Annotated in this window: 7 protein-coding genes; 4 read left to right on the top strand and 3 right to left on the bottom strand. The window is 43.1% G+C overall.

The window, feature by feature from the left end; translation table 11 throughout:
• Positions 1 to 774, bottom strand: a complete 774-nt coding sequence (locus LU351_RS14405) for a ferredoxin--NADP reductase (RefSeq protein WP_232594790.1) — start codon at positions 772 to 774, stop codon at positions 1 to 3.
• Positions 775 to 1,062: 288 nt separating this feature from the next.
• Here LU351_RS14405 and LU351_RS14400 point away from each other — a divergent pair, with 288 nt between their 5' ends.
• Both LU351_RS14400 and LU351_RS14395 read left to right on the top strand, forming a co-directional pair.
• Positions 1,063 to 1,962 (top strand): LysR family transcriptional regulator, encoded by a 900-nt coding sequence (locus LU351_RS14400; RefSeq protein WP_232594789.1) that lies wholly within the window; start codon positions 1,063 to 1,065, stop codon positions 1,960 to 1,962.
• Between the two features lie 75 nt (positions 1,963 to 2,037).
• On the top strand, positions 2,038 to 3,282 hold the full coding sequence (locus LU351_RS14395) for a BaiN/RdsA family NAD(P)/FAD-dependent oxidoreductase (protein WP_232594788.1): 1,245 nt from the start codon (positions 2,038 to 2,040) through the stop codon (positions 3,280 to 3,282).
• Positions 3,283 to 3,290: 8 nt separating this feature from the next.
• On the opposite strand, the gene LU351_RS14390 is transcribed toward LU351_RS14395, so the two are convergent.
• Positions 3,291 to 4,277, bottom strand: a complete 987-nt coding sequence (locus LU351_RS14390; protein WP_232594787.1) for a helix-turn-helix domain-containing protein — start codon at positions 4,275 to 4,277, stop codon at positions 3,291 to 3,293.
• 691 nt (positions 4,278 to 4,968) lie between these two features.
• Here LU351_RS14390 and LU351_RS14385 point away from each other — a divergent pair.
• Together LU351_RS14385 and LU351_RS14380 are read left to right on the top strand one after the other, a co-directional pair.
• Positions 4,969 to 9,402, top strand: a complete 4,434-nt coding sequence (locus tag LU351_RS14385; RefSeq protein ID WP_232594786.1) for a hypothetical protein — start codon at positions 4,969 to 4,971, stop codon at positions 9,400 to 9,402.
• A 104-nt stretch (positions 9,403 to 9,506) separates the two neighbouring features.
• Positions 9,507 to 15,626, top strand: coding sequence for a toxin TcdB middle/N-terminal domain-containing protein (locus LU351_RS14380; RefSeq protein WP_232594785.1), 6,120 nt, complete (start codon positions 9,507 to 9,509; stop codon positions 15,624 to 15,626).
• A gap of 196 nt (positions 15,627 to 15,822) precedes the next feature.
• On the opposite strand, the gene LU351_RS14375 is transcribed toward LU351_RS14380, so the two are convergent.
• Positions 15,823 to 19,506 carry a hypothetical protein gene (locus LU351_RS14375; RefSeq protein WP_232594784.1) on the bottom strand — a complete coding sequence of 1,228 codons (3,684 nt, stop codon included), beginning with the start codon at positions 19,504 to 19,506 and terminating at the stop codon, positions 15,823 to 15,825.
• Positions 19,507 to 19,700 lie beyond the last annotated feature (194 nt).

The following is a 19,700-nucleotide window of genomic DNA, read 5'->3' as shown; positions in this document are numbered from 1 at the left end:
TTATTGCTCCACAAACGCACGCTCAATCACATAATGCGCTTGCTGTCCGTGGCGGCTTTCGGTGAACCCTCGCTCATCCAGAATAGCGCAGGTGTCTTTTAACATGCTTGGGCTGCCGCAAATCATGAAGCGATCATCTTCCAAATTCATGGCCGGTAAACCGATGTCATCAAAGAGTTTGCCGCTGGTCATTAAATCAGTCAGTCGCCCTTCGTTGTGATAAGACTCTCGCGTTACCGTTGGGTAGTAAATCAGTTTCTCTTTAATGACTTCGCCGAAAAACTCGTTTTGGGGCAACTGATTTTTAATTAAATCTTGGTAGGCCAACTCAGAAACGGTACGCACGCCGTGTACCAATACGACTTTTTCATATAGCTCATAAATTTCTGGGTCACGAATAATGCTCATAAAAGGCGCAAGGCCGGTACCTGTGCTCAGCAAGTACAAGTTTTTACCTGGCAATAAGTGCCCAGGTACTAATGTTCCGGTTGGTTTGGTGCTAATTAAGATTTGGTCACCCGGTGCAATGTTTTGCAGGCGAGAGGTTAATGGGCCATCGGGCACTTTAATGCTGAAGAATTCCAGCTCTTCTTCATAATTAGGGCTGGCAATACTGTAGGCACGCATCAGTGGTTTGCCTTCCACTTCTAATCCGACCATCACAAAATGGCCATTTTCAAAACGAAGGGATGAACCACGGCTGGTACGAAAACTGAATAAGCTTTCATTCCAGTGGTGAACGTGGGTAACGGTTTCTGTAATCAATTTTGCCATGAATAATGTTCTCACTCTGAATTCGGTTGATTGCCGCTTTCTATGAGTACCCATGAGTGAATGCCGTTTGGCTGAACAGGGGTTTGTGCGGCGAGATAGTGCTCTTTGGGCGCCTTTGTGAGCGCTTCTCCATCGTTGGGAGTAGATTATGTTCAACTCCCTATCCAGTAAAATGAATATGTTTGCTTTTGTTTATCGGTTTTGTAGATTAAAATAGAGAGGTATACCGTTAGGGTTTCTCATAGCCTCAAGGCATGAGAGGGCCTCAGTCTAATTAAGGAGGAGGTTGTGCACTTTACGCTTCGACAGTTGCAGGTTTTTTTGGCTACGGCTCAGTTTGAAAACATTACGCGTGCGGCGGACAGTTTGGCTATGTCTCAATCGGCTGCCAGCAGTGCGTTAAAAGAGCTGGAGACGCAATACAATGTGCGATTATTTGATCGTGCAGGAAAACGATTGAAATTGAATGAGCTGGGCCGCTTGCTGAGACCTCAGGCGGAAGCCTTGTTGGCGCAAGCACAAGATATGGAACAGGCTTTCGCTAAACACCAAAAGCCGGGTGATTTGAATATTGGGGCTACGCTTACCATCGGTAACTACATTGCGGTGGGCTTAATGGCCGAGTATATGGCTCAGAACCCAGGGGCTAAAGTCAACTTGGAAGTGGCGAATACGCAAACCATCGTGGATAAAGTGCTGCACTTTGAATTGGATATGGGGCTTATCGAAGGGGAGCTGAACCACAGTGATTTGGATGTGTATGAATGGATGGACGATGACTTGGTCATTTTCACGGCCCCTGATCATCCACTCGCGCAACGTGAAACCGTCACTGATGAAGACTTACTGGCAGAACAGTGGATTGTTCGTGAGCCAGGGTCTGGAACACGCCAAGCGTTCGACAGAGCCATGCATGGTATTTTGCCAGAGTTGACCATTCGCTTAGAGCTACAACACACCGAAGCCATTAAACGTGCTGTTCAAGAGGGTTTGGGAGTGGGTTGCTTGTCTGAGATAACCCTTCAGGAAGCCTTTGGGCGGAAGTCTTTAGTGCCGATTGCGGTTCCTCACCGACAGTGGGATCGTAAATTTTATTTTATTTTGCATCGTCATAAATATCGCAGTGCGGGCATTGAGCGTTGGTTGGACCTGTGTCGAAAATCCATTGTCGTCGGTAACGAAAAATAGTCGTCGGTAACGAAAAATAGTCGTCGGTAACGAAAAATAATTGTCGATAACAAGAAATAAAAGTAATAGCGTGTTATGAGTAAAGTTTGTACGGATGCCTCTGTGGCCAATGCAGTAATGGATACAATAAAAGTTGATGTGTTAATTATCGGTGCGGGTGCTGCCGGTTTAATGTGTGCTGCCAAAGCGGGTGCTCGTGGTCGATCTGTTATGGTGGTGGACCACGCCAATAAAGTTGGAAAGAAAATCCTGATGTCCGGTGGTGGCCGTTGTAATTTCACCAATATGTACACAGAGCCCAATAATTTTTTATCCGATAATGAACATTTTTGTAAATCCGCATTATCGCGGTATACCCAGTGGGATTTTATTGAATTGGTGAGTAAGCACGAGATCCCTTACCACGAGAAAAAGCTTGGGCAATTATTTTGTGATAATAAAGCCTCGGATATTGTTCACATGCTATTGAAAGAGTGTGAAGAAGCCGGAGCACAAGTAGAAACACGCTGTACGGTTCATGAAATATCGGTAAATAAAGATATGGGAGAACAGGGCAGCCGTTATAGAGTCAGCACCTCTTTGGGCGAGATTGATTGCCAATCTTTGGTGGTGGCAACCGGGGGCCTTTCCATTCCCACCATGGGCGCCACAGGGTTTGGTTACGATATCGCTCAACAATTTGAGTTAACCTTAAAGCCGAGAACGGCGGCTTTAGTTCCGTTTACGTTAAGCAAGGCGATGCTAGAGCGCTTATCTGTATTGAGCGGAAGTTCGATAGATATTTCCGTGTCTTGCAATAATACGGTTTTTAGAGAAAACCTATTATTTACTCATCGAGGCTTAAGTGGCCCAGCCATTTTGCAAATCTCGTCGTATTGGAAACCCGGAGATGAAGTATTTATTAATTTATTACCGGATATCGATGTTGACCAATGGTTGTATCAAAAACAACAAGAACGCCCGAAGGCAGAATTAAAAACCATTGTGTCTGAAAAAATGACAAAACAAATGGCGCAGGTGCTGACGGATTGGTGGTGCCCCAGTGTACCGATGAATCAATTGAGCACAAAAAAGCTTAAGTCGTTTGCTGAACAGTTAAGCCATTGGATGCTCATCCCCGCCGGAATCGAAGGCTATCGTACGGCAGAGGTCACTTTAGGGGGCGTGGATACCGATGAACTTTCCTCAAAAACCATGGAAGTAAAAAAACAAAAAGGCTTATTTTTTATCGGAGAAGTAGTGGATGTAACAGGGCATTTGGGCGGGTTTAATTTTCAATGGGCGTGGGCGTCCGCTGCGGCGGCAGCGGAATTTGTGTAGTGTGAGTGTTACCTGTTATTGAGCGCTGGTTTATTATTAAACCAGCGTTTATAGGCTCTCCGGTAACTGCGTATATCTGAGTAACCGAGTAGCTCTGATATTTTCTGATGATCCATGTTCTTTCTCATAAGTTCAGCAGTTAGCTCTGACAGCACCCTATCGGAAATACTCCTGAAATTCGTATTTGCTAAGTTAAGTCGTCTTCTTAGTGTGGGGGCGCTCATGGCTAAAATCTCGGCAACTTTTTGCTGGCTCAGTATGCCGTTTCGAATGGCTTTCTCCACTTCAAAAATAAGGTACTTATCTGACAAGTTATTAATGGTTGAGGTGGACAGAATATGACGTAGATAGCCGGGAATAGCTTGGAGCTTTATCTCGTTTAAACTTGCTTTTTTTAGTGTTTTTTGTGAATGAGTATTTTTAAAAATCAATTCATATTGTGAATGCTCATAATGAATTGGGCATTTAAACGCACTTAATAATTTGCTGTTACGAATGGGTTGTTTTCTTTTGGTATAAAAAGCAGAAAGCTCAAGAGTAAAATTAGATAAATAACAGAGAGTGATATAGAGCTGTAATAAGGCGAGTTCGATAATCAGTGGGTTTTCGTCTTTTTGATAATGAAAGCTCTCATCATTGACTATATACTTAGTGAAGTCGCTACAACAAGTTACAAAATTGTAATCTCCTCCATGAGCGACATTAAACGCTTGGGCGACGAAGAACAATGCCTCTTTAACAGAAGTACAACGCAGAACACCGGAATAAACAAAGTCATTTGTTCCACGCTTAAGTGGCCGTTGCGAAAAACCAAAGCTTTCTTCATTACTTTTATCAAAAAAATGATTGCATAAGTCGAAACAAGCCTTTAAATCTACGGTGGTGGAAACAGTTTGGTTTTCTTTTTTGGAGTTTTTTTCAGAATTTTTTGTTGCAGATGAAAGTATCTTGTTGAATTCTTGTCGACAAAGATAAAAGTATTTTTCGGAACTCATGGAATTTACCTCTCCTTTTGTTTTAACAGTAGATGATTTCCATTCAATCTATGTGTTGATCTGCACAGTTTCTGACCGGAAAGTCATGCGGTATTCCAGTGCTGTGATCAGATCTGTTCACTCCTAATTAATCAGAAGTGTCATTCATCTTACCAGTTTTTCACATTAGAATAAACTTGATTTACGCACTTAGAAGAAAGTCGATTAAACCTCCATTAAGCGATATAGGGAAAATCGTAAAGTTGATGCTTGCTCTGATCTTCCCCTTCCGTAAATAGCATCATAATAAAAATTACTGTAATACTCAGAGAATTTTTCCTCAAAATCAGCACTTAAGTGGATTTTTACTTGATTGTGTTGGGGAGGTCTATTTTTTGATATATCGGATGATATACATGTATGAGCTCTTCTCAATTTTATTGGATTGGTTTTTGTACATGTTTCTCTTGTTCTTTCTAAGGTGCATCGTTCTGTGAACAAAAGGAATTATTTAGAAGGAGACGATAAGGAAGTGATGGTTTAAGGGTAGATGCCTATATAAAGGTTTTTTTCAATCAAAATTAAAGACCTGTTGACAATATTTCTTCATAAGTTATTTCAAACAAGTAGCCGCTCCTAGATTTTTTAGGGGTGTGGTTATGTTGTTCTATTTTATTAATGTTTAACAATATGAATTAAGGGTGAACTTATAATGAGTTACATCAAAAATACACTGTATTTTATGAGTATGCTGGTCGTGAGTATTGGTGCTCTCGATGCCAGAGCTCAAAGTAGTAACACAGAATCAATTGCCACTAGAACTTACACAAAACCGGGGTGCTCCTGGAACCGAATTGCGAATACTCCTCTTTATAATCTTTTTTGTGATGGAAAAGCCATTGCTACACGAGGTAACATTTCTCCTACATGGCCTTGTCAAGTGAATCTGCTGCCGAGTGCTGTGGGTTACACTAAAAGTGGTAGCTGTAATAACTATTCAATCAGTCGGATAAAACCAATACAGAACTTCAAAATCACAGGGTTAAAATACGAAAACCGTGATGGAAAAAGTATTGACACTAATGGTCAGTGGGATTTTTCTTGGACCCCATTGCCTGTTAACTGGCGAGAGAAAATAGAAAAGAAAGTCGCAGGCGGAGCATGGCAGGAATTTAGGCCAATGTCCGGTGATCGCTATGAAAACCGAGTAGAACATGAATTTCGCATCCGAGCGTGTGAAGGCAGTAGTACGAGCCGATGCAGTGAGTACACGTATTGGCCACGTCCTGTGGTTTCAATTCGTTTGCCCTTAGATCAAAACATAGAAATATTTGCAACACCTGAAGGTGGAAGCAGTATTGGGGCCGCTGCACTGAATGTGACTTGGGAAGAGGTCGAGCATGCCAATTATTATGAACTACAGCAGGCGAGTGTGGATGCGAATAATATACAAGGAGATTGGGTAGCGGTGTACGCTGGCGAAAATATGAGCTTTAGTGCTGAGGTTGGAGAAGATAAAGCGATACCCGAGTATGGCCGCTATGTTTACCAAGTAAAAGCTTGCAATATCATTTCTCAATCTGATTTAAACGATAATTGTACGGATTATCATCTGTCGAATGAAAGTGCAATTCTAGAGGCCTTACCAGATACCCCAACATTGCGCAGCAGCGTTGGTCAAATCACTAAAGCTCATCAATTTGAACTCAGATGGAATGCCGTTGATGAAAATATTACCTACTTTTTAAGTCAATATTTTCAAGGGGATGGTGAAGAGTCATATTCGTTAATCACTGAATATCCAGCAAGCAGTGGGCTGGCGTTAGCGGTAAATACTAACGGGCTAGATGGTCGTCATGGTTTTTCAATAAAAGCGTGCTTTGACCAAGCTGCAGTTTATTGCTCACAAGAATCCACTATTTATCGAGTTGATATTGTGGATGAATCAAAAGACTACCCTATCGCCGATACGCCTTTGTATCCTCAGGTGCCTCGAATTGTCAGCGGTCCTTACACGGTTACGTGGAAAGATGTACCTTATGCAAGCCATTATTTACTGCAAGAAAGCGTTGACTATGGGCAGTGGCGTGAGGTAGTTAGGGCGGATGTGCTTTCATTTGGTAGATTGCCAGAGCTCGATCATACCTATGGTTATCGAATTGCGGCATGTAACCCTGATGATCTCAACCATATGGATCAAGAGAACCCGCTTAAGTACTGTTCTGAATTCTCTCCGGCGGTGTATACCACCTATGAAAACGATTTGTCGTTGAATTTCAGAAAGCGACTTTACTATTCCTATGCTGATACCGATACGCTCAAGGATGAAGCCGCTTTCCGATTCTTGGAACTCATGTATCGTTGGGATAATGAAGAAAGAGCATTATGGATCGATTTTGACGGCGAAAATTCTACAAGCTTCGAGACACTTTATGGTCAGCGTGAGCGTAATCGCGCAGACGTTGTAGAGTCTGACGTCAAGGAAGTTATGTTGGATGAGGAAAATGCCAACAGTGAGAGTTTGAAAATACTGCTCTTGGATATTCTGTATGATCGAGCCGTTGGCGATATTATGGAAGCCAATTTGCTTATCGATCAGGCTCGTATTGTACGTTTGCGAGAGCCGAATCAGTACGATACAGGAGATATCTTGCGTGATGAGCGGGCCCATTATCATAATGCTTATGAAATATTAAATAAGTCATTCGGCAAGTTAAAAAGTTTCACAGAGGCGCATTCAGAATTATTTAAAGAGTTTACGCCTACAAGAGCGTTAAATAGCCCTGTGTATAGAAGGGCGGAAGATGATTTGGCGCTACCGGTTCTGGACGAGGACGATGATGGGCAGATTGATCGTGTTATCGGGCGTTTTACCGGCTACAAAGAGGTTGTGCTGGCCTATGAGTTAATGACAAAACTGGCGAACACCAAAGCCTCCGTCACGAAGCTCGATATATTAGAAGGCCAGATAGACAGTACCAATAGCTATATTGCTGAATTGGAGACACTGATTTCTGATTTGGAGAAATTCGAAACCGAATTTGATGCACTCTTTCAGTCACCCGCCATTGATGAGATATCCGATGATATTTCGGCGGTATCTGCGGCAGTGAATAGTTTTACTCGTTCCATCGAGAATTTGCGAAGTACGTTAAGTTGGTTGGAAGGTAAAACAGATTTGATTGGTTTTGGTGATGATGCGATTGCCATCTTTCATGACCCCAACGCTCCAGAAAAATTCTCTTTCGATATTTTAAGGGAGCGCATCTCTGGTTCCGGTTACCTCAATCGTGCTATTCAAAGCGAATTGAGGGCAACAGAGAGCTACGACAACTACCGGTATACCAATGATCGAGTGGCGGATACTTTCTTCGCACGGCATCAAATCTTAAACAATCGTTTCCAAGAGATTACCGGCCTTGAGTTGTGTGAGGGAGAATTGTGTGAAGAGATCTGCTCTGATAAAGATCCTGAGCAATGTACCTTTGCTGATTTATTCACAGCAGAGAGTTTAATTCAGCAGCAGAAGGACGTCATTGACCAAACAACGCTGTCTGTAGAGAGTCAGAATACTCGCTTTGATAATTTGCTTGCATCAATTGAGATCAAGACAAAAGAGCTTGAAAGTCTGAGTGATCTAGACAATAAAATGGCAAATGTAATGATGTCTTATGGGAATAAGCAAATTGCGTTATCCAAAGACATTGAGCGTATTCAAAACAGAAAAAATAAAGTTGCTTCGTTGATATCGGCGGCAACCAGCGTGGTGAGTGGTGGCTTCTCTGCAAGTATCCTTAAAAATTTTACCGGGAGTGATAAAACTGCTAAGAAAAAAAGTGCCATCGGTCTGACCAATTCAATTGGTAGTCTTGCAGGAAGCTTAACCAGTTTATTTTCAGGAAATAAACAACAGAAGTTACGGGAAGAAAAAGAGCGATTAGCACTTGAAGAACGTGTAGAACTTCATCGGTTAAACGGAGAGAAAACCCGTGTGGCGGGTGCGGCACACATTAAGCAAATGTGGTTGGAAGCGAATCTTATTCTGATTGACATCAAAGCGGCTGAAGTTCGACAGCAAGTTGAAATTAATCGGTTGGCGAAATTACTATTGGAAGCGGCAGATCTTTTACAGAAAAATTATAAATTAAAGACGGAGGTGGCAAGTCGCTTTTTTGCTGATCCAATTCATTATTCTCGACTAACTGAGTATATGGAAGAAGCGGAGTTTTTCTTCGAGCGTGCTCAGTTTGAAATGGTGTTGGCAGTGAATGCAATAGAGCATCATTGGATGGAGGAGTTTGATCAAGACTACTTCGATAGAAGCTCTATATATCGTGCGCGATCAGCAAAAGAACTCAGTAATATATGGACGGCGATGCAGTCATTTCATGACTACAAAGGGACGCTGATCTTGCAGCCCAGTGAGTCTATATTTTCCATCAAACACGATCACTTTGGGCTAGGCTTTGGGCTAGACGAAAATAAGGCCTTTCAAGCTACACTTAAAGCGCTAAAGAGAGAAGACAGTCGTTTTATTACCCTCACTGGTATTAACACCGCGAAGAGTAAAGGGGGGAATGCTACACGTTTCTACCGTGGACCGGAAATTTCTGAGCATCCATCCATTGACGATGAATATTGCGTTCAATATGCAGGAACCTACCTCGATAAGATTGTGAGTGTTAGTGTCGAAATTGATGGAGAAATGGAAGGAAATTATACCGAAGGCTTCTTAACCTATGGTGACCATAGTTTTTTTAGAACGCCCTACGTAGCAAATGAAGTGGTGGAATCTGAATCGGAAGAAGGTGAGTCGAACTATGTTTTACCGGATGATGTGAGAACGTTTTCTTCAGATACTTGGTTTTATGATGGTGGCAATAACTGGGTGAAAAGACGTCCGGCGACCGCACTTATTTCCGCAAATAAAACGGAACAAATTGCCTTTCCAACCCAAACTTTCAAAGAGCGAAGTGTTGCGGCAACCGGTTGGCGATTGAGCCTTCGAGTAGAAGACGATAACAATGATACTATTGTAGATTTAGATGCTATCCGAGATATTAATATTATCTTTAATCATCGGTACGCCAATCGAGTTCTCCCCGGTAATCCGGTGGGTTGTCCATTGTTACTCCGTGCGCCATAAATATTGTCCCTTTCATGCCTCTGCCATTGCAGAGGCAAATTTTTTCTCCATTGAATAACATAACCGTCGTCGAGAAAGATGATGGTGATTATTAAGGTGTTTTTGTGAAAAAAATTCTTTTAAGTACGATGGTGCTTGCAAGTGTGCAGGCATCATGGGCGGTTGATAATTCCGGATTAAAGCCCACATTAATTAATTTACCAGATGGGCCTGGCAGTATTTCAGGTCTGGGTGCGGCGTTTTCGCCTTCTCTTAATACCGGGACCAGCTCGCAGTCGTTAAGTTTTACGCTTCCACCTGGTAAAGCGGGGTTTCAACCGTCGTTAAGCCTTGATTACAACAGTGGTTTTGCCAATGGTATTGCAGGCTTGGGTAGAGATCTCTCCATTCCGATGATCAAACGTTTAACAGATAAAGGACTTCCGACTTACACACAATGGCCATCAGGCGACAATATAGATAATGATAAAGATGGCGATATTGATGAGCTAGATGAGTTTGACGAATTTATTTTTTCGAGTGGAAGTAAGCTGGTGCTTGTGGATGGAGAGAAGCGTCTGTATAGAACTGAAGTGGACGAATCGAAAACCATATTTGAATACAACGATAGCGGTTGGATCGCGCATCAGCCAAATGGTATGAAGTTGTTCTTTAGCGTAAATGAAAACAGCGTTATTGCGGAAGGAAAAAATGTCTTTCAATGGAATGTCACCGCCATGGAGGATGTATCGGGTAATCGTATAGAATATATTTACAGTTCTTTGGATGAGACGAAACAACGGTATCTAACCGAAATTCGCTACAATCAAGATATGAATGTCGTATTTAATTACGATGTCCGCCCAGATGCGATAACGAACTTCACAGCCGGTTTTGAGGTGAACACGCGCTATCGACTTGCGAGTGTTGCCATGAGACAAGGTGAACGGCAATTACGGCGTTATACGCTTGATTATGCACCAAGTTCACGTTGGACGAATGTATCAATGCTCACACGCGTGACGCTACTAGGTAGCGATGATGCCACTGAATTTCCAGCAACCACTTATACCTACACTCCGTTTGACCCGGAAAAAAAACGTGTTGTATCACAGAGCCAACAGCCTAATCGCTATCTTGGTAATGGTAATATTGACTTTGTTGACCTTAATGCGGATGCACTGCCAGACGTCATTAGCACGTCTCCTCGTCGCCATGAGTATTGGTTAAATCAGGGGGGGGATGAAAACGGGCAAATTCGTTGGTCGCAAGGAAAGAGTATGAATCGATCGGTGAATGCATCGTTAACCGATAGTTTTGCATCTTTAGCGGATATTGATGGCGATGGCCGAGTGGACTTATTGCGGACGGATACTCGTGAAAATGCCTATTATTATAAAATTGATGAGTCATTAAGTTGGAAATACTCTGGGGATTTCGGCCTCTTTACAGGAAAACTAAAGGGTGAAAATACACGCTTAATGGACATAAACCACGATAAGCGAATTGATCTTGTCGAAACGGTCAAAGATCGACGCGGTCGTTTTTCGGGTCATCGAGTGTGGCTGAACTTAGGTGATAATCAATGGACTGATGGTGCAGATATTCCGCATACCCCTGATGTTCGCTATACGACGTTTGATTCCGCGTCTACCCACCTTGCAGATATGAATGGAGACGGACTACAGGATTTGGTATATGTAGAGGAAGACCGTTTGCGGTATTTTCCAGGGCGAGGGCTTTATGGTTTTGATCAGCCTGTGGAGTATTCTAATTTTCCTGCAGGGCGTTTTGATGAAACCAAATTTCAACTCGCTGACCTCAATAGTGATGGAAAAAGTGACCTCATTTATTTTCGAGGGGATAATGCAACGATTTGGTTTAACCTTGGGTTAGATGCCGAAGATAATGCTCGTTGGTCTGCAAAAATAGACGTTTCATCTCCGGATGGACGTGGTGAAGACTTTCGACTGTTGGATATAAATGGCAATGGTTCAGTGGATATTGTTTGGTTAAAGGAAGGTAAAGGATTTAACTATGTGGATTTTTCTCCAGAAGAGCAGCCTTATCAAATAAAAGCGATCAAGAATGGCCTTGGCAGCACAACTACCATTGAATACGTCGCGGTGGTTGAGGAGATGTTACGAGATCAATCACAGGGACAAGAATGGTCAAAAGTCATTCCTTTTGGAATGCAAGTCGTGAAAGGTATTTCGATCACAGATGGGTTGTCTGCTCAAAAGCAGCGTCGTGTATTTCAATACCATGATGCCTATTATGACAGTGAAGATAAAACATTCCGTGGATTTGAATCCAGTGAAGATTGGGTTATTGGGGATACTGAGAGTCATAAAAATTCAACACCTTCTCTCGTCAATCATCATAAATACCATACGGGTGCGATAGAACGTGCTCTTCGAGGCAAGCTAACATCAACCGAAGCCAGAGCAGAAGATGGCAGTGTCTTTAGTCATGAACAAACTCAATGGTTGGTAAAAGAGATTGCCGAAAATGTGTTGGACACTTCTGAGCGGGTTACCTTCGCTGTTCCATCCGAACGTCAGGTAGATTATATCGAACAAGGTCGTGCTGAACCGGTAAGGCTGGCGTGGGCGTACGAGTATGACGACTACGGAAATACTCTTCGTGTGGAAGAAAAAGGTCGGCTTGATGCGGGGTGGGATGATGAGCGTACAACCATTATCCAATATTCGTCGTCTTACGCCAGTGGTCTTGAGCGATGGTTATTAAATTTACCAGTAGAGACGCAAGTGTTGGATAGTCAGGGAAAACTGGTGAAGAAAACACAGTTTTTTTATGACGATGAAAGCTTCTCTGGCACTAACCTAGGGGAATTTAAACGCGGCTTATTAACGTTACAAAAAGAGTGGGTACAACCGGATATTTCTGATAAAACCATTGCGATACAACGTCAGCGATATGATCAATTTGGTAATGTGGTAGCCGTCTACGACCCGCTTTGGGGGCAGGCGCCAGGTCACTGGATGGAAGTGACCTATGATAATTATTATAAGACTTTTCCGGTAACCGAAACTATTGATACCGGAGCCCTTCGTTTAACCGCAAGCGCAACCTATGATACAGGGTTTGGGCAGGTATTATCGTCAATAGATTTTAATGGTCAGGCTACTTCGTTTGAGTATGATGCACTTGGGCGCTTAAAGAAGATGGTTAAGCCGGGAGATAGTGCTGAATTTCCTACGATCTCCTACGATTACCAAATGGCTCAGCCTCTTTCAAACGATCGCACCATTAATTGGATTGAAACACGACAACGAGAATCAGCCGGTGGCGGAACAATTGATTCGCGCAGTTTTATGGATGGCTTAGGACGTAACGTGATGACACGTTCGGAGTCCAGTAACGCTGGTGAAGTTATTGTCACAGATCATGTACGTTTTGATAGTCGAGGCAATGCGATAGAAAGTTTCTCTCCGTATTTTTCTAAGGGGCTTTCATTTAGTGAAGCCGGGACTAACGCTTCGGTTTTAGTCAGCTATGATGCCCTGGGTCGTGCACTCAGAACATATCAGCCGCAATTAGCGTCAGAACAAGAACGCCGATATTCAGAAATCACCTATTTGCCTTCAGCGACGCGTCTACAAGATGAAGAACAAACTCATCCAGCATCGCCACATTATGGTCGTTTCAAACTGGCTGTTTACGATGGTTTATTAACGGAAGGGCAGGGAAGACTCAGACAATTACACGAAGAAGTCGCCATTACTGATAAGGGCGATCCTGGGGCGCCAACCCTTTGGACGACGTATTACGATTACGATGCACTCGGGAACTTTACTCAACTGACCGATGCGCAAGGGAACAAGCGTGAAATGGCTTTTGATGCGCTCGGGCGAAATTATTTCACTAATGATCCTAATCGTGGATACCAATGGGTCAGTTATGATGATGCGGGTAATGCAGTCGGTATCAAAGATGCCCGTGGCCGTGTTGTGGTAATGAACTATGATGGTGTGAATCGCTTGGCCGGTACCTTTTATGATTTAAACGATGAAGAGTTAGCGGCAACTGGTGCACAATCGTTGGCGCCTTATCAGTCTTGGTCCTCAGTTGGCAAGCTTCCTTCCCGGTCTGCGAACGAACGCTATCAGTACGACGTTAATGGGATTGAATCTGAACCTGGTGCATTGCTGCGTGGTCGGTTATCAACCGTTTGGCATGAAGCGGGATACAAAGCGTTTAGTTATGACACTCGCGGTAATTTAATTCGCCAGCATCAACTAATTGGCGAAAAAGTCGGAAATGATTTTCAATTTGCTAGAACTTTTACGCAAACTTATCAATTTGATAGTGCGGATCGGCTGACGCAAAAGCGCTTTTCTGATGGGACACAGGTAAGCTATCAATACAATGCTCGGGGACTGTTATCACGAGTGCCTGGTGTTATCAGCGATATTCAATATGCTGCCAGCGGCCAGCCGACAACTATGTCTTACGCCAATGGTATACAGAGTGATTGGCAATATGATAATCGTCAACGATTAGCTGCGATACATGACCGACGTCTTGATGATAATATTTCACTTAGAGCGTTGCAGTATTCGTTTGATGGAGTGTCTAACCTATTACAAATTGAAGATGTTCAACCCGAAGCCAGTGCCGCTCAATTATTTAATGAAGTGGGTAAAAGTTTCTCGGGAAATAAAAAAGAATTCGACCTAGGTGGGGAATATGCGTATGACGATGTATATCGACTGACACAAGCCCAAAAGCCAACTCAATGGGGAGCTCGGGAATTTAGATACGATCGTATTGGTAATTTATTGACGCAGTCTACTCAAGAGGCCACTCGGGGGAGCTTTACGCCTTCACCAAAAGTCGAGACTTTACTGTATGCAAACAGCCAAAACGATGATCAATCATTGAGCTGGAATCGTTTAGGTCGCGCACCAAAAGATGGACCTGGGCCTCATGCCATGACAGCAGTGCAGAATAATTGGGGGACAGTAAACCGTTGGTTTTATGACCAAAACGGCAATGTGAGAAATCAAGGTGGAACCCGTTATAATTGGGATGACCGTAATAGACTGGTGCAAGCGACACAAAATAACGCCATCACGAAGTATGTTTATGATGAGAATAACCTTCAAAAATTAAAAATAACGGAGGGTAGCGACGGTCAGTTAACGCGAAACTATTATATAGACGAAAACAGCGAAGTGAAAAACGGTGGGCTTGTGAAATACGTTTCTGTATTGGGTCGCAAAGTCGCGCAGACTTCACAAGCTGGAGGCGAGTTTATTCCCGAGTCGTATTTTCTGGCCAATCATACAGGTTCTACGGAATTACAGCTAAATGAACTGGGTACGGTAACTAATTTATTTGCTTATGAACCTTATGGAAAAATACGCGCACAAGCAGGCGATGATACGGCAACGGATTATCTCTTTCTTAATCGTGAACATGATAATACCACTGGGCTGGATTATTTGGAGCAGAGACATTTAATGGCACATCGTGCTCGCTTTATCTCGCCTGACCCGATATTTGCCCTGCCCGAACGCTTCTCGGATCCTCAACATTGGTCTCCTTATAGCTATGGTAGAGGAAATCCTTTGCGATATGTTGATCCTACTGGTGAAGCAGCATGCCCATCACCTTGCTTAAATGGACCTGCGAGAATAAAAATTAATTCTTGGATGAGCTTTACTCCTGAGCAAGTGCATAGGTTACCTGGTCTCCTACCGATGGTGAAACAAGTAAATGTGACGACCGGGCCAATAACACCTAGCTCATATTCTACAAGCTATACATATGGTTTTTATCTTCAATATAAACGCTCTGAAGTACCAGGAAATCACATTTGGCCGGCAATAACAGGAGATATTAAAACTGATTTCAATACGGTGAACTATGAGTATGTAGAAGTAAGTTTTACTGAAACTGTTTCTTTGAAAAATGGCTCATGGCAAAAAAGTATTGAACAACATGAGGATAGATCAAACGACGTATATTTCGGTAATGACCTGAGTAATGTTTGGGCAAAGCATAACTTATATGAGCATAATTTTGGCTCATGGGTAGCTTGGACTAATCCAGATTCAGGAACTAACGTATGGAAAATGCTTAAACTTGCTGGTGATGCAAGCAAAATGCGGCCGGGTGCAGGGAAATTGCATACTACTACGTGGGGTATTTCTCAAGCTGACAAACGATATCCCGGGAGTCCACCACTCAATGCCCTTGAAATTTTAGATAATTAATGATCAAAAAGAAACTGAATATTTTATCTTATATTTTAATGGAGAAAATTAATGCAACATTTGAATAAATAATTATCCAGATTTTCCTTAAAAAATATAATTTAGCAATGCGGCTGAAGAGTACACATTTTCAGCTGCATTGCTATTTTAAAGAGTAATTACATGATAACAAGTTATATAGCTCGCGTATTTTACTTTACTGTTTAGTAAAACTCTCCCACCACCAGCTCCCCCACCGAATAACATTCATCGATAACCACAAGCTCCACAGTAACATCATCAACCGATAGACAATCATTGGTGCGCTAACGACGATGGCAGTTGGGAACTCATTTGCCTGGCTGAAGTCTTGATAAAAAATATAACGGAATGCGCTGCTGTTGTTGCCGATTACTTTCATTTCGGGTGAGCCGAGTAATCCCATAGGTACAGCACTCATCACAAACAGTGCTGTGATTAAGGTGAGAAAGATCATCCCGGCCTGGATAAGACGAAGGTGTTTTTGCGAAAATTGATTGGTATTCAATTGCATTTTCCACGCTACAGCGAAGAAAAAGAGCGCGGCGATAAGGGTTCCTACACTGTTTGTAGTGGATAAGCCCAACCCTAAAATCATCCATCCTAATAATGTTACCGGGATAGGCCATCCGAGCGCGCGAGCCAAAAAGTGAAGGGCGATGGCTCCGAGAATAATCACACAAAGTACACCCCAATACAGCATTGCCGGCCCGAGGTCTGGCCCGGTTAAATACAGCGTCCAGCGATCTCTGGGTGCTTCATAAACAATATCAATATTGGTCGCTTGTGTGGGTAGAGCCACCTGTGGTGTGGTTTGAATCCATTGTATTGGTGTGTTTTGTTGGAATTCTATGGCAACACGTTGTTTACCGGGTCTAAGTGGAATTCGGATTTCATTATCTTTAGGAATATTGAGTGAGCGGTTGTCATGAGACAGAGACATGACTTTGCTCTCATCCGGAAGATTGAACGTAAAGGTTTCACCAAGGCTGGCTCTGATTTCAAGTTCGAGTTTACTCACTTGTACATTCTCACCCGCTTGAAAGACTAAATCAGCAGACTCAATGGTATACGTCGCCCCTTTTATTCCTGATGGGCGGTTAATGGTGGCTTGCAATGTTTCGCCGGGCCATGGTCGCCAAAGCTGGTGAGTAGCTTCGTCCTCAGGCTTAATAGGTGGTATTCCTTCATAATGAATTCGCCACAAGGAGCTGGGTAAAAAGTGCCACACTTCGACGTAAGTATCGGTATTGGCAGCGGTAAGCACTATCGTTTCACTATGTTGTAATAATGATGTCCAGAGTGCTTCTTCTTGATTGGCTCGAAAATGCAAAGTGACCTGTTTGTCTTGGATATCCAAATGACTGGATAATGGGTTTTCGTTATCCAATAATGGCAAGGAAATAGAAAAGGCTTCAGTATGGGGCGCCACGCGTGTGACTTCGGTTTCCACTTTCCAATCTTTATCAAAGATAAATGTCCGCTTTAATTTAACAAACGGTTTGACGGGCGCAGGTGTCAGTGTGGATTGGCCCGTATGTGTCGATGCCGTGATGCGTTGAAAAGAGAGGGTTCCACTGGGGATTCGACCGTCGATTATTCCTTCAACATTCCACCCTTTTGCTGTGAGTTTGAAATTGTGAATGGGTAAGGGCAATGATAAGGAAGCGGAGTCACCTTTTAATTCACCGGTTATGATTAATTGATAATGGCCTCTTCTAAGGTAAGTACTTAATGCATTTTTAGAGCGTACTAAGGGAGCTTTTATTTTATCTTTCAAAAAGCGACGATGAGATGTTTCTTTTTCTATTAATTCAACATCCAATAAATGCACACCTCTATTGCCATTGGGTAGCGGTAGTTCGATATTGGTATCTGCGTACACCTCTGCGGTAAGGCTAAATGTGTCTTCCGTAATGGTGAGTGAGCCATCATTTAATGAAACACAATGAGGTAAACACGCTGGGGCTTGCAAAATATCCTGTTTGAGTTCTTCCAGCAGATATTGTGGTGGAAATTCTTCTGCATAAGAGGGGAATGATTGCAAACTGAGCAAAGCCGTTAACGCAATACACAATAAAGCACCCACAATGCAGGGTGTTGATGAGCCTGTTATTGATGAGCCTGGCGTCGATAATGAAGCAGGAGTGCTCTCGGTGTTGTCATCGCTCGTATGCTTCTTGTTTGGGCTTGGGTTATCGTCGTTAGGATGTGTGTTTTGATGAAACCGTAATAGGGGTTTTATACGATAGGCTAAAATAAGGCTAAATCCGATAATAAGAAAAATATTGAGTACTCGCCATAAGCGCGTTGCCCATGGGGGGGAATAAATAACGCTAATATTCGTATCGCTGGATACAAGGCTGTCACTTTTAAATAACGTTCGGTTCCATAACCATGTGGGTAATCCCGGGCCTGTTTGCACACGATCGCTGTCGCGAGTGACGTATCGTGGTCCGTATTGTTGTTTTACGCCGGTTACAACCACTTCTTCTAACGAGGGTTCTGCTAATGTGATATCCGCACTTTGGGAGGAAAAACGATGGCGCTTTGGTGTGTATTGAGTCGAGTCACCGTATCGATTCACCAGTTTATGTTCCAATGATGGGTAAATTGCCAATCGAAATCCGTCTACCGAAAAATTGATAATACTTAGGAGTAATAATGCAAAAATGCCACCGCACAGGTAGGAGGTGGCCACCAATATTTTCTGCGTCGCTTTAGAGAGTATGGCCAACAAGAGTAATAATACGGCAAATAGTGCGATGGGGGCGCCGCTGGTGTGATAGGTGAGTATCAACGTGAAGGCAGCCAAAACAGCGGCTTTATTTCCGAGCAATTTTTGGGTGGTGGCGAGGATAATTAATACCAAAAAAATGTCCCATAAATCCCATTGGCTTGACCATGTGCCACGAATTGTCGATACCCCACTAGCATGAAGGACTTGCCAACCAGGGGGAGTATGAAGCGTTGCGGTGAGTGAGTCAGTGTTGGTGTTCCAGCCGGTGGCAGAAAAATTTCCAATATCATCAATTTCGGTAACGGCGTCGAGATTAAAATAAGAGTCTCGAATTTCAATACCTTGTTGACCATTAAACTCGGTAATTAACACCGGTTGTTCATCCACCACCGCACGACCAAGTTGTGTATCCGGTTGCGCATCTATTCGCCAATCTTGAAACGTTTCTCCTTCTAATTGTTCGCGTGCAATGAGCCCGTTGCCATCAAAACGAAGCCATAGGTCTCGAGTCGCTGCAATTTTATTGGCCGCTGGGGAGTGATTGCCACGAAACTCCGTTGTCATTGTTAAGGTAATATCAGGAGTAAGTCGATAAGTGGGCAATGCAGACCAATCTTCAGGAATATCCACTTGGCTGGTATCAATGCTATTCGCTCCAGTCAGTTGCACTTGTCGGAATTCGGAATTGGATGAAAAACTTAAATACTCGGTAGCCGGCCATAAAGGAGAGCGAGGATGAGTTTTAAAGGTTTGGGTATTTTCCAAATAACGGGCGGCAACGTGAATAACATGCTCACCGGGTGTGATTTGTAATGTAATGTCGCCATTGCCTTCAATACGTGCAGGAATAGGGGAGTCGATCTCCATTACTTCAAGCCCATCCCAAAGGAGTTGTCCGACCGTAATTTCCCGTGGGGAACCGCTGGCGGAGATAATCAACTCCGTTAACAAAACCAAAGGAATGCCATCTTCTAATGCCCGGTAAACTTCAATGTGAGTTTCTTCCGGTGCCAGTTTCTCTTCTGTATTCTCCTGAGAAAGGACAATGTTATTGTGTTTTCGATCTAAAATTCGTGTTTGACCGTTTTCTATCCAATACACCAATGCGATAACCGAGGGCACCGCAAGCGTGGTAGGTCGGCGTTGCCATTGGAGTTCCCCGGTAATCGTGTACTTACCTTGCGGGCACCTCTAAAAATAGCCCAACTTTGATATAATCTCACTGTTCAAAAATTTCAAGAGTTTCCTTCTATGTCTCAGCCCGGCTTTTTTGATTTAGATGACAGGTATCGCAAGTTAGATGAAAAAGATCCATT

It is taken from the genome of Marinibactrum halimedae, assembly GCF_021234875.1.
Lineage (GTDB): Bacteria > Pseudomonadota > Gammaproteobacteria > Pseudomonadales > Cellvibrionaceae > Marinibactrum > Marinibactrum halimedae.
This window is presented reverse-complemented; position numbering and strand designations above follow the sequence as displayed.

Coding starts and splice junctions, on each gene's coding strand:
- LU351_RS14385 (WP_232594786.1), top strand. CDS start 4,969: ATGAGTTACATCAAAAATACACTGTATTTTATGAGTATGCTGGTCGTG.
- LU351_RS14395 (WP_232594788.1), top strand. CDS start 2,038: ATGAGTAAAGTTTGTACGGATGCCTCTGTGGCCAATGCAGTAATGGAT.
- LU351_RS14390 (WP_232594787.1), bottom strand. CDS start 4,277: ATGAGTTCCGAAAAATACTTTTATCTTTGTCGACAAGAATTCAACAAG.
- LU351_RS14405 (WP_232594790.1), bottom strand. CDS start 774: ATGGCAAAATTGATTACAGAAACCGTTACCCACGTTCACCACTGGAAT.